General features: G+C 35.8%; 10 protein-coding genes. 7 read left to right on the top strand and 3 right to left on the bottom strand.

Annotated elements, in window-relative coordinates:
• Positions 1–224 precede the first annotated feature (224 nt).
• From OZX56_RS07475 to OZX56_RS07465, 3 genes are all read left to right on the top strand, one after another.
• Positions 225–1,994, top strand: a complete 1,770-nt coding sequence (locus tag OZX56_RS07475; RefSeq protein WP_277139442.1) for an oligopeptide ABC transporter substrate-binding protein — start codon at positions 225–227, stop codon at positions 1,992–1,994.
• Between the two features lie 17 nt (positions 1,995–2,011).
• Complete coding sequence (locus OZX56_RS07470) at positions 2,012–2,926, top strand: proline-specific peptidase family protein (protein WP_277139441.1); 915 nt, start codon at positions 2,012–2,014, stop codon at positions 2,924–2,926.
• Between the two features lie 87 nt (positions 2,927–3,013).
• Positions 3,014–4,015, top strand: coding sequence for an NAD(P)-dependent oxidoreductase (locus OZX56_RS07465; protein WP_277139440.1), 1,002 nt, complete (start codon positions 3,014–3,016; stop codon positions 4,013–4,015).
• A 136-nt stretch (positions 4,016–4,151) separates the two neighbouring features.
• Here OZX56_RS07465 and OZX56_RS07460 read toward each other — a convergent pair whose 3' ends face one another.
• Both OZX56_RS07460 and OZX56_RS07455 read right to left on the bottom strand, forming a co-directional pair.
• A complete protein-coding gene (locus tag OZX56_RS07460; protein ID WP_277125834.1) occupies positions 4,152–5,231 on the bottom strand; it encodes a PTS sugar transporter subunit IIC in 1,080 nt (359 codons plus the stop codon).
• A gap of 106 nt (positions 5,232–5,337) precedes the next feature.
• Positions 5,338–7,107, bottom strand: a complete 1,770-nt coding sequence (locus OZX56_RS07455) for an oligopeptide ABC transporter substrate-binding protein (RefSeq protein ID WP_277139439.1) — start codon at positions 7,105–7,107, stop codon at positions 5,338–5,340.
• A 246-nt stretch (positions 7,108–7,353) separates the two neighbouring features.
• Here OZX56_RS07455 and OZX56_RS07450 point away from each other — a divergent pair, with 246 nt between their 5' ends.
• Positions 7,354–10,098: a TIM-barrel domain-containing protein gene (locus OZX56_RS07450; RefSeq protein ID WP_277139438.1), complete on the top strand. Its 2,745-nt coding sequence runs from the start codon at positions 7,354–7,356 to the stop codon at positions 10,096–10,098.
• The gene (locus tag OZX56_RS07445; protein WP_277139437.1) at positions 10,095–10,637 is read left to right on the top strand and encodes a PTS sugar transporter subunit IIA; all 543 of its coding nucleotides are present in this window, start codon (positions 10,095–10,097) and stop codon (positions 10,635–10,637) included. Before OZX56_RS07450 ends, OZX56_RS07445 begins: the two co-directional genes overlap by 4 nt.
• 42 nt (positions 10,638–10,679) lie before the next feature.
• Here the strand turns inward: OZX56_RS07445 and OZX56_RS07440 are convergent, their stop codons facing one another.
• Positions 10,680–11,393, bottom strand: a complete 714-nt coding sequence (locus tag OZX56_RS07440) for a GntR family transcriptional regulator (protein WP_277125856.1) — start codon at positions 11,391–11,393, stop codon at positions 10,680–10,682.
• A 340-nt stretch (positions 11,394–11,733) separates the two neighbouring features.
• Between OZX56_RS07440 and OZX56_RS07435 the strand changes: the two genes are divergently transcribed.
• Both OZX56_RS07435 and OZX56_RS07430 read left to right on the top strand, forming a co-directional pair.
• Entirely contained in the window at positions 11,734–12,141 is a 408-nt protein-coding gene (locus OZX56_RS07435; RefSeq protein WP_277139436.1) for a PTS N-acetylglucosamine transporter subunit IIBC, read from the top strand.
• A complete protein-coding gene (locus tag OZX56_RS07430; protein WP_277139435.1) occupies positions 12,134–12,622 on the top strand; it encodes a PTS sugar transporter subunit IIB in 489 nt (162 codons plus the stop codon). Before OZX56_RS07435 ends, OZX56_RS07430 begins: the two co-directional genes overlap by 8 nt.
• The last annotated feature ends 11 nt before the right edge of the window (positions 12,623–12,633 follow it).

Raw genomic sequence — 12,633 nt, 5'->3', positions numbered from 1 at the left:
GAGCCTTGGGGCTCTTTTTTTGTAACTAGTCATAATTATTAAAATTAATTGCATTTTCATAACTTTTCGCTGTAATTTAATCTGATTGCCCTTTGTAATGGCTATAATTGAGAAACTTTTTTAATTTCTATCTAAAATATTAAAAATATATATTTTTAATAGTGAAAACATGAAATAAATATGATATATTTAGATAATATTTAATTTAGAAATGGAGAAAATTAATGAAAAAGATGAGAAGGAGTATTTCTCTAGGGATATTGGGTTTGTCCGCAATCGTGCTAACTGCTTGTGGCAAAAGCGATAACGCTAACAAGGATGAAACGAAAACTGCTGCTAAATTTCCAACTCAAACGCCAAAAAAGGCGGCTAAACAAGGTGGAACCGTCAAAATTGGTCTAGGTACGGATACTCCATTTGCTGGGATTTTTTCACAAGAATTGTCATCTGATGACATTGACTCTCAGGTAGCTGCACCAGGAATGGAATCTTTATTTGATACAGATGATCAATATCAAATAAATGATAAAGGTCCTGCGACCATGAAGCTGGACTCTAAACGTAAAACAATTACGATTACAGTTAAAAAGGGAGTTAAATGGTCTGATGGTCAGCAGGTGAATGCTAAGGATGTGGAATTCGCTTATGAGATTTTAGCTAACAAGGCAACTAATTGTCCTAGATATGGTAGTCAGTTTGAAATTATTAACGGTCTTAAAGATTACCATGAAGGTAAAGCTAAAACAATTTCTGGAATTGAAATGCCTGATGGTGAACGTGGTCGCAAGGTAGTAATTCACTGCAAGGAACTTAATCCTAGCATGACTAACAATGGTAACCGGTATTTTTGGAATATGGCAGAACCATATCACTATTTAAAAGACGTACCATTTAAAGAACTAAAGTCTTCAGATAAGATTAGAAAAAAGCCGCTATTTTATGGTGCTTTTAAAGTCTCTAAAGTTGTACGTGGCCAATCAGTAACCTGGGTACCGAATGAGTATTATTGGCGTGGTAAACCAAAATTAGACAAAATTGTAATTTCAGTAGTTTCGCCAAATTCAACCTCACAGGCAATTAAGAGTCACAAATTTGATGTTATGAAGGTTGTAAATACGCAATGGAATCAAGTTAAGGATACTAAGAAGGTTAACTTTGTCGCACAAATTCCTCTAAATTATCATTACTTGGCCTTTAAGGTCGGCAAGTGGGATAAAAAGCAAGGTAAGAATGTCGAAAATCCGCAAGCCAAGATGAATAATAAGTCTTTAAGGCAAGCGATTGGTTATGGCATGAATGTTGATGCAGTTAATAAGCGTTACACTAAAGGGTTGACCTTTAGAGTACCAACATTAATACCAGAACAGTTTGGTGATTACTTTGATAAAAAGGCTAAAGGTTACAACCATAATCTTAAAAAAGCTAATCAGTTATTGGATAAAGCTGGTTATAAGAAGAAGGGCAAATGGCGGGTTCAGCCTAATGGTAAGTCGTTAACAATTAATTTGGCCGCAATGAGTGGAGATTCGACTCAAGAGCCAATTATTGAAAATTATTTGCAACAATGGCACAAATTGGGTTTAAACGTCAAGTTGACTGATGGTCGGCTAATAGAACATAATTCGTTTTATGATAAAGTTCAAAACGATGATCCGGCAGTAGATATGTTTATCGGTGGGTGGTCGATGCCGTCTGAGCCATCACCACAGACTTACTATGGCGAAGAGGCGCCGTTTAACATGTCACGCTTTGTTAGTGATAAGAATAATCAATTATTAGATGAAATAAATTCGCAAAAAGCATTTGATCATAAATATCGGGTTAAAAAATTCCATGAATGGCAAGAATATATGAATGACCAGGCCTATGTAATACCGATTGATAATTCTTATCAGATTATGGCTTTGAATGATAAATTAACAGGTTATTCTGTTAAGCTATCAAAGTCTAATAATTACCAGCCGTTATGGTATCAAGTTGGTTATGCAAAATAATTTATAAGGAGTTAAAGATGAAAACAGGTTCAAAAATTATTACTTTAGATAACGGCTATCACTTGTGGACAAGTACGCAAGGACAGGGCGATATTCACTTGCTAGCACTGCACGGTGGTCCTGGTGGCAATCATGAATATTGGGAGGATGCAGCTGATCAACTAGCTAAACAGGGACTAAATGTACAAGTAACCATGTATGATCAATTAGGGTCGCTATATTCCGATCAACCAGATTATTCCGATCCAAAGATTGCTGAAAAGTATTTGACTTATGAATATTTTCTTGATGAAGTTGATGAGGTGCGAGAAAAATTAGGACTGGAAAACTTTTATTTAATTGGTCAAAGTTGGGGCGGACTATTAGTCCAAGAATATGCGGTTAAATATGGTAAACACCTTAAGGGGGCAATTATTTCTTCAATGGTCGATGAAATTGATGATTATATTGATGCAATTAATCGACGTCGTCAAGAGGTTTTGCCACAAACAGAGATTGATTTTATGCGCGAATGTGAAGCAAACGACGATTATGAAAATGAGCGCTATCAAGAAGATGTCCAGATTTTGAATATTAATTTTTTAGATCGTAGACAGCCATGTAAGTTATATCATATTAAGCGCATAGGTGGGTTACCAGTCTATCATGCTTTTCAAGGTGATAATGAATTTGTAGTTACTGGTAAATTAAAAGACTGGCACTTTAGAAAATATCTCAAGCAGATTACTATGCCGACCTTACTAACTTTTGGTGAGAATGAAACCATGCCGCTTGATACGGCGAAAATTATGCAGCGAGAAATTCCTAATTCTCGCTTAGTTACCACGCCTAATGGTGGTCATCACCATATGGTTGATAATCCAGAAGTATACTATAAGCATTTGGCTGACTTTATTAGAGAAGTTGAAGCTAACAAGTTTCAGGGAGAATAAAAGATAAAGTGGGATTTTTGCAAAAGTTGACCAGAGTACCAAAACTGCTGATGAATAACATTGTGATTGATTAACTAGGAGTATATCATGTTTAAGATAGCGGTTTATGGCGTTCGGGAAAATGAAGTACCGTATTTTAAAAAGCTGAATAAATATCATTATGATTTACAACTAGAGCCTGAGTTATTAACTCATGATAATATCAGCACAGCTAAAGGCAATGATGCAGTGTTATTGCGCGCAAATTGCCAAGCTGATGCAGTCAATTTAGCAAAAATGCATGATTGGGGTATCAAGTACGTTTTTACCAGAACTGTTGGTTATAATCACATCGATTTACAAGCAGCCGCAAAGTATCAGCAAAAGGTGGCTCGGGTTCCGGCTTACTCACCATATGCAGTAGCTGAGTTAGCTTTAACTTTAGGATTAATGCTCTATCGAAATGTGGTTACAGCAGTTGATAATACTCGTCAAGGCGATTTTAGAGTTTTGCCAGAATTATTTGCTAATGAGTTTCATACTTGTACAGTTGGCATTATTGGAACGGGTAAGATAGGTGCAACAGAAGCTAAGTTATACCATGGTATGGGAGTAAAAGTGCTAGGTTACGACCCATATCCCAGTAGTTCTGCGGCTCAGTATGTTGATTTTGTTAGTCAAGCTGAGCTGGTTGCTAATTCTGATATTATTTCAATTCATGTACCTTACTTTCCTGGTCAAAATGATCACTTGGTTGATCAAGCTTTAATTAGTAAAATGAAACAGGGAGCAGTTCTGATTAATACTGCCAGGGCGGAACTAGTTGACTATCCGGCAGTAATTGCAGCGATAAAGTTTGATAAATTAAGTGGTTTTGGGTCTGACGTTCTACCAAACGAGTCCACAATTTTTGGACATAAATTTAATGGCAAACTTTCCGATAGCATTGTTCAAGAATTGCGCGAATTATATCCGAAAGTCTTACTTACACCGCATATTGGTTCATACACTAGTCCAGCATTGTCCGATATGATTAGTGTTAGTTATGAGAATTTTCATCAAGCACTAACTACTGGTCATACGGATAATGATGTTAAGTTAGATAGATAAGTAAAATCAGGTCTCAACATAGTAGTTTGAGGCCTGATTTTTGGTTAGCAAATCTCTGAATAATTGATTAAATCGGTATATAAAAGCCGCATACTAACGATTAGCATGCAGCTTTTTTTGATATTCTAATAAATAATCAATCACCCAAGTAGGCAAAAGCGACTTTTTCATCGTAAACATGTAGCCACTTATCAAATACGAAGCGGCAGGCTAAGGCAACTACTGCAGGGATGACGAACCAACTAAGTAGAGCTAGTAGCAGATTAATACTATTAGGACCACTCATTGATGCCAGAGGCCCAACAATTCCTACTAAGCCAAAACCGGCTGAAGCAGGAGTACCGCAAATGTTCCATAAAGCAACAGGTAAAGCCGAAGCGGCTGAAGTGATTAGAATTGGTAAGACGATAATCGGATAACGGAATAGGTTTGGAATCATCATTTTCATAGCACCTAATGCAACAGCGATTGTGACACCAGACTTATTAACTTTCCAAGAGTGGACTACCAAAACAATCGTAGTTGCCGCTACTCCCATTGCTGCAGCACCAGCGGCAATACCATTTAGTTGAATAGCCATTCCGATGGCAACTGTTGAAACAGGCGTAACAATTAATAGGGCAAACATCCAGGCGATTAATACGCACATTAGAACAGGTTGTAACTTAGTAAATGAATTAATAATTGTGCCTAGTCCAGTTGTGATTTTGCTAATTAGCGGTAATAGCAGATAGCCGATATAAGAAGCTCCGCCACCGACTACGATAGGGTTAAGCACAATCTTAACTGATCCAAACAAGTTACCGATTACCAATGTCAAAAAGACAGCAATGGCAGCAGTAATCATCGTGTTAATTAAATCGCCAGTTCCAGATGAAATGAAGATCCCAGCTTGTTTGTTAGCTGGATTAACTGCTTGAGCATTAAACTGGGTAACGCCTGAACCCACATAGGCACTAGCCGCGACTACAGCAATGTCCAATGGCGCAAACTCGAATTGGTAGGCAATCAAGGCACCAATTAATAATGGGGTTGCGATTTGGAAGACTAGCAACACGTGATTCATGCCAATTGTAATGGCGTTGTTGCCGAATAACTTCAAAACTGAACTCAAAACAGCATTAGGAATCAAGCCAACGATAATTCCTGTTGCGGTACCTGATAATACTTTATTAAAAAATTCTTTTGCGGAGATTGCATTTTTGGTTTGTTTCATTGAACATTGCTCCTTTAAACTAACTAAAATATTATTAGCAGTAATAATAGCAGCATAAAATTAGAAATGCAATATTTTTTTAATTTAATTTTAGTATTATTCGAATTTATTTGGCAAAACCAATATCATACCAAATTGGATGCTTATTAGCACATTTTTCAGGATCAAGTGAATAATTAGCTAATTTGGTATTTACTGCAGTAACTGTGTATTGGTTATCAAGTGGAACAACGTAAGCTTGCTCATTCATGTATTTTTGCCACTTGTGGAAAACCTTGACCCGATGGCCGTGATTAAATGATTCTGGTGCGTCCATTTCTTTAATTAGTTGGGTATTTTCCTTAGTAGCAAAGCGAGCATAATTTGAAGCAGAGTTTTCGCCATATGCATTAGCTTGTGAAGGCTCGGTTGACATCCCTATACCACCAATAAATGCATCAACTTTAGGATCATCTTTTGCCAGCTTGTCATAAAATGAGTTAGCTTCAATCAATCTACCGTTGTACAATTTGACGTTTAAACCAACTTTGTGCCATTGCTGCAAATAGTTTTGAATGATTGGCTCTTGAGTAGTATTACCGCTCATCGCCATAAAGTTAATCTTAAGTGGTTTGCCATTAGGCTGAGTGCGCCATTTACCTTTTTTCTTGTATCCTGCCTGATCTAAAATTTGATTAGCCTTTTTCAGATTGTAAGTGTAGCCTTTGGCATTTTTATCAAAATAATCACCAAACTGTTCAGGAATTAGAGTTGGGACTTTAAATTTGAGACCATGAGTATAACGTTTATCAACTTGCTCGACATTCATGGCATATGCCATGGCTTGTCTGAGCGGCTTGCTATTCATCTTGGAATTTTTACTCATGACATTTTTTTCTTGCTTTTTATCCCATTTGCCTACTTTAAAGCCTAAATAATAATATTGCATTGGCACTGACGCAACAAAATTATAATTTTTCGTGTTTTTAACTTGTTCCCATTGGGTATTTACCACGTCAATGACATCAAACTTGTGACTCTTAATTGCTTGTGAAGCGCTGCTAGTAGAAATTACTGAAATTGAGATTTTGTCTAGCTTTGGTTTACCACGCCAATAGTACTTATTTGGTACCCAAGTAACAGATTGTCCGCGTACAATTTTTTGAACCTTATAGGGACCAATGAACATAGGGTTCTTTCTAACTTGATCACTGGCTTGCAGTTTGGAAAATGGCACATCTTTTAGATAATGATAAGGTGCCGCGGTTTCGCTATAACAATTACTGCCAGCATTGTACATTCCTGGAAACATTTGTTTAAAACGAATTTTAATTGAACGTCCATTTTCACCGTTAGGATAGGTAATCCCAGAAATCGTTTGTGCTTTTCCATCATGATATTCTCTTAAACCAACAATATTGGCCATTTGATCAGTATAGCGTTCACAATTGGTTGCTTTATTGGCAATAATTTCATAAGAGTACTCAAGATCTTTAGCCGTGACTTGTTTGCCATCAGACCATTTAACACCATTCTTTACTGTGACTACGATATTTTTGTTTTTTTGATCAACTTTAAGTGTAGCGGGTCCTTTTTTATTTATTCTATAGTTATTGTCATAATAAAAAAGGGTCTCGTCACCAAATTGAGAGGCTAGATAGTCAACTGAATTTTCTGAGATTTCGTCTAAAAAGATGCCTTGGAAAGGTGTATCTGTTTCTAAAGCAACCTTTAATGTGCCACCTTGTTTAACAGTTTTGGTTGGCACGGATGTTTTGAATTTGGGGGTACTGTCAACCGCATTGCTGGTTTTATCTTGGTTTTTACTGCAAGCTGTCAACGACAAAAAGACGGCTGCTAAGATAGCAATATAACTAATGATTTTTGACTTTTTCATTCTATCCCATCCTTATATATGTAAATTTATATAAAAAATATATTATTTTAAATAATAACAGTAACAATATGATAATTCAATATATTTTTAATTTATTTTTTATAATAATCCGTAATAAGTAGTACTATTGATTGGAACAATATGGTTAATTTTATCAAAATATGAAAAATCAACTAATAAACTGATATAATATTTAAATATTTAGGAGAAAAGGTGAATTAATTGAAAATAGCTGTTTACAAAAATATGATTATTAATGTCCAAGCTAAAGGTGGCTTTTATCAAATCGATTATGCTAATGGTCTGAAGGCCAGATTGTATTGGTTAGATTCTAGTATCTTTCGATATTACATTGATCCGGTAGAAAAGTATCAACAACCAGCACAGTCGCAGCCAGACTTACATGCTCAAATTTTGGCAGCTGATGTTCAAGAATATGGTGATCAGTCTATCCAAGTGGAGCTTGAGCGAACTGAAACTGGTTGGTCTATTGCGACTAAATCGATTACCATTAATTTTGTCAAGAATGCAGGTACCATGAGTGTTACCAAGCAAGGACAGACAGTCTTGCAAGAAGTACAACCGATCTATCTTAATGATGAATACTGTGAACAAGTTTTAGCTAATGAGGCTGGAAATAACTACTTTGGGGCAGGTACGCAAAACGGTCGTTTTAATTTAACTAATGAGCAGATAATTGTAGCAAATACGAATAATTGGCTAGATCAGGGAGTGGCATCTCCAGCACCTTTTTATTGGTCGACCTGCGGTTATGGGGTGTTGCGTAATACTTTCACCCGTGGTGAATATGATTTTGCTAGTACACAAGCTGAAACAATTGTTACTAGACATTATGAAAAGCGATTTGATGCAATTTATTTCTTTGCCAAAACGCCATATGAACTATTGCATATGTATCACCAATTAACTGGCTTGCCACAATTGATGCCATTGTATGGTTTTTATGAAGCACATCTAAATGCTTATAATCGTGATTTTTGGATTAAGGCTGATGCTCAAGATAAACAAGCGATTAAATATCCCGATGGTAATTATTATCGAGAATATCATCCTAAAGAACTTCCAGCAGATTTAGAAAGTAAAGCAATTCGTGAGACGCTGAACGGCGAAGCCGGAGGAGCTGCTTATTTATTAAGTGCGCGTGGCATGCTTGACCAATATCTCAATCAGGATATGCCTTTAGGCTGGTTTTTACCTAATGACGGTTATGGTGCTGGATATGGTCAAACGAATACCTTGGAAGGTAATTTACAAAATTTGGCTAAGTTTGTTACTTATGCTAATTCTAAAGGAATTGAAGTCGGCTTATGGACGCAACAAAATTTGTCTCCTAAGGATCCGCAACATCCCAAGCCAACAGATCGTGATTTTGAAAAAGAGTTAGAAGTTGGGGTAACTGCTCTAAAAACGGACATGGCCTGGGTAGGTGATGGTTATTCCTTTGGTTTAAATGGTACGCAAACTGCAGCTAAAATGATTGAAAAGATTAAAAGTGAAGAATTGCGACCGTTTATTATTACCATGGACGGTTGGGCTGGAACACATAGCAGTGCAGCTGTTTGGACGGGTGACCAGAAAGGTGGACAATGGGAATATATTCGTTTTCAAATTCCGACTTATATTGGTGAAGGCTTATCAGGTCAACCCAATGTTGGTTCGGATATGGATGGTATTTATGCCGGCAGTAATGCAATTGTTAACACGCGTGACTACCAGTGGAAAGCTTTTACGCCAATTCAATTAAATATGGATGGTTGGGGAACTAATCCCAAGACTCCATTTGCGTTTTCAGATGCAATTACTGCAATTAATCGGGCTTATCTAAAGCAAAAGACACAGTTGCTACCTTATATCTACAGTATTGCTCATCAGGCCGTTGAAGATGCCAAACCAATGGTTCGCGCTATGTTTTTAGAATATCCAGATTTACCCGAATGTTATACAGACTTGGTTAAGTATCAATACATGTGGGGAGACTGTTTTTTGGTTGCGCCAATCTATCAAAATACGGCAGCCGATGATCAAGGCAATGATCTTCGTAATGGTATTTATTTGCCAGATAGAAAGCAGATTTGGCTTGATTATTATACTGGTGAGGCTTATCAAGGCGGACAAGTACTGAATAATTTTGCTGCGCCTGTATGGAAACTGCCCCTATTTGTTAAAGCTGGTGCAATAATCCCTAAAGCACCTGCTACTAATACTCCCAAGGAATATCAGCTGGCTAAGAATGAGCGGCAATTTGAGATTTATCCTTTTAATGATAATCAATTTACAGTTTATGAAGATGACGGCATTAGTGCCAAATATCAAATGGGGGAATTTGCTCAAACGGATATTTCGACTGAATTAAGAAATGAAAATTTAATAGTTGATATTAAACCAACAACTGGAAATTATTCTGAAATGGAAAAAATACGTACGACAGAATTGGCTATAAAAGTGACCGAAATGCCAACAAATTGTGCGGTGTTGATTGCTGGTCAAAAATTAGCTTTACGATTAGTTCGAGACTTGACTGATTATGCTCAGTCCGATAATGTTTGTTATCTTGATCATGAGTATTATAGTAATTCGTATTTGCAAGGAATCGGAACTGACATGAAGCAGACATTCTTCCGTATTAAGCTTGCTCATGTAAATGTCAGCACAAGTGAGATTGTAGTTAAGCTTAGCGGGGTTCAACCTTTAGCTCTGTTAGCTAAATCTAAAGATAAGAAATTGAGTATTACAGATCCACTCAATTTTTCGCAGAGTCAGATAACTACTGTCACGCTATCATGGCAACCAGCTGATGAAAAATATGGACGTGCAAAATATAATGTTAAAGTAGACGATTTGCTTTATACAGAAATTACCGAAACCAAATTAGCTATAGAAGGAATAGAACCTAAAAAACAGCACAGTTTTCAAGTACAAACCATAACGGAACAGGGAACTATTGATTGGAGTCCAGTAAAGTATTTTTGAGATTTGCTAAAAAAGAAGCAACATTATCTGAAAATTCAACTGTTGTTACCGATACCACTACTCAAGTTTTAAATGAAAATGAAGAGTCACATGATCCTAATAGTATTCTGGATGTTAAGAATATTAAAGTTGGTGTTGATGTTAATAGTCGTGACGAAGCATTAAAATATTTAGCAAATATGGCCGTGGAAAACAACCTGGCTACCGATAGCGAAAAAGTTTTTGACAGTTACATCACTAGAGAAAAAGAGGGTTCAACAGGGATGACTGACGGCTTTGCTATTCCTCACGCTCAATCTGCTGTAATTAATAAGTCAGCTATGCTTGTGTTGAAATTAGAGCATCCAATTGATTGGCGGTCTTTAGATGGCAAGCAAACTGAAATAGTAATTTCTTTTCTAATTCCTCAAGTTGATAGTAATGAACATCTAAAATATTTGTCTAACACTGCCAAGTTATTAACGCATGAAGACTTTATTGCAGGATTAAAATCAGCTAAAACACCAGAAGAAATAAAAGCATTATTTGCAACAGAATAGTTCAAGCAAAAAGGAGCACTTCATTTCGAAGTTTGCTCCTTTTTAAATGTTAAAGCGATAAGTATACAAGTTAGGATTGTAATAAGATGTAAACACGCCTAATGCTACCCTTTCACCATTAGTCAGAATTGTATCGGTGTTTTCTAGAGTCTTTAGTAAAAAATCTTCTTTCAAATTAAGCAGCTCTTGCTGCTTTTTTGTTGCTTTAATGGCTTTTATTTCTACAAAATTTTGAATCACCGGTAATTTTAACTTTTTTAAATAAGCATATAAAGAGTTGTTTAAAAGGTCAAATTCCACATGCTTAACAATTTCAGCATTTAGATAATCATCAGTAATTGCGATTGGTTTTTGATTTCCGGTTCGCAACCGTTTGAAATGATGTAATTTACTGTAATTTTGCTCAGAGTCAAAATCGTTACTATCTAGATAATTTGAAGTATCCTCAACAAGTTCATAGGATAACAAAGTTGATCCTGGAGTCATTTCTTGTCGTTTTATGAACTCGGTAAAACTGACATCGTCATTGATTACGCGTAAAACATTCTTTGACTTTACAAATGTGCCTCTACCAGCTATGCGGGTGACATAGCCCTCTTTTTCAAGATTCTTGAGTGCTTTGTTCACAGTCATCCTACTATAGCCGTATTTTTCGCCAATTTCGACTTCGGGCGGTAATTGATCGCCAATATTTAATTTTCCTTTATTAATCTGATCGATATAAAAACGTTCAACTTGTTTGTATTTTGGTTCCATTGCATTCTCTTATTTTATATACTTTGTCATTTTCTATTAGAAATCACCATTTTAGATAATTATACCTTAAGTCAAAAATAAATTCTGAGGGAATATAAATATTACTGATAAATGTATATACCACAAATATAAAAGACAAAAGACACATTGCTTCGTATTAATAGTCACCGATATATAAATAAAAATAGCAGATATTTTTATAAAAATCGTTGCAAAATGTATATACATAGAGTAAAATTTATTTAAATTTAATGTTCACGCTAACATTTTAAGGACGCGTGGAACAGAATAATTTTTAAATGACACGGAATTTTGACATTGATTTAAAGGAAGTGAGCAAATGAGCGAATACATTATAGCTACTCATAGTTATTTAGCGGAAGGTTATCATAAGTCAATCAGTTTTTTTAATGATGCACTCACCAATGTGCACTATATAAATGCTTATGTAGACGGACAAAAACCGTTTACCGACCAGTTAAAAGAAAAAATAATTGATTTAAAGGGTAACCAGATAATTATTTTGACTGATTTACCTGGAGGTAGCGTTAATAAAGAAGCACTAGCTTTAATTAAAAAGTTTGATTGTAAAGTTATTAGTGGTATTAATCTTTCTCTGGTTTTAGAACTAGTAATGTCGGGTAAGGAAAGCCTAACTGATAAAGAAATTAATGCTGCAGTTAAACAATCAAGACAGCAAATTGTCTATATTAACGATTTATTGAAAGAAGATGACTTAGATGATTAGTTTAGTAAGAGCAGATGATCGATTGGTTCATGGTTTGGTGGCTGTGTCTTGGACCAATCAGCTGCATCCTGACATTTTATTGGTTGCCAATGATCATGCAGCTAATGATGCCATGTCAAAGATGACGATGAAGTTGGCTAAACCAGCAGGTGTCACTTTAGGAATTAAGGATTTGAAATCAGCAATAGCGATTTTAAATAATCCAAAGTATGCTAATAAGAAGATTTTTGTTGTTACAGAAAATGTTCGTGATGCATTGACTCTAAAGGAAAGTGTTGAAGGACTTAAAAATGTCAATGTAGGTACAGCCGGTATTCATTATCAAGATGCTGTTGCAGTATTACCACAGGTAAAAATGACTGAAGACGAATTTGCATGTGCACAAAAGCTAGATCAGCAAGGTGTTGAAGTTTTTGCTCAGGTGAATCCCACAACTGAAAAATTGAACTTTTCAGGAATTAAAAAAGCTTTTAATAAATAATTTAGATGAAA

The organism is Lactobacillus sp. ESL0684, assembly GCF_029392675.1.
GTDB lineage: Bacteria > Bacillota > Bacilli > Lactobacillales > Lactobacillaceae > Lactobacillus.
This window is presented reverse-complemented; position numbering and strand designations above follow the sequence as displayed.

What these genes read in the sequence shown, in the direction of transcription:
- OZX56_RS07460 (WP_277125834.1), bottom strand. Translation starts at nt 5,231, where the DNA reads ATGAAACAAACCAAAAATGCAATCTCCGCAAAAGAATTTTTTAATAAA.
- OZX56_RS07435 (WP_277139436.1), top strand. Translation starts at nt 11,734, where the DNA reads ATGAGCGAATACATTATAGCTACTCATAGTTATTTAGCGGAAGGTTAT.
- OZX56_RS07475 (WP_277139442.1), top strand. Translation starts at nt 225, where the DNA reads ATGAAAAAGATGAGAAGGAGTATTTCTCTAGGGATATTGGGTTTGTCC.
- OZX56_RS07450 (WP_277139438.1), top strand. Translation starts at nt 7,354, where the DNA reads ATGATTATTAATGTCCAAGCTAAAGGTGGCTTTTATCAAATCGATTAT.
- OZX56_RS07430 (WP_277139435.1), top strand. Translation starts at nt 12,134, where the DNA reads ATGATTAGTTTAGTAAGAGCAGATGATCGATTGGTTCATGGTTTGGTG.
- OZX56_RS07455 (WP_277139439.1), bottom strand. Translation starts at nt 7,107, where the DNA reads ATGAAAAAGTCAAAAATCATTAGTTATATTGCTATCTTAGCAGCCGTC.
- OZX56_RS07470 (WP_277139441.1), top strand. Translation starts at nt 2,012, where the DNA reads ATGAAAACAGGTTCAAAAATTATTACTTTAGATAACGGCTATCACTTG.
- OZX56_RS07440 (WP_277125856.1), bottom strand. Translation starts at nt 11,393, where the DNA reads ATGGAACCAAAATACAAACAAGTTGAACGTTTTTATATCGATCAGATT.
- OZX56_RS07465 (WP_277139440.1), top strand. Translation starts at nt 3,014, where the DNA reads ATGTTTAAGATAGCGGTTTATGGCGTTCGGGAAAATGAAGTACCGTAT.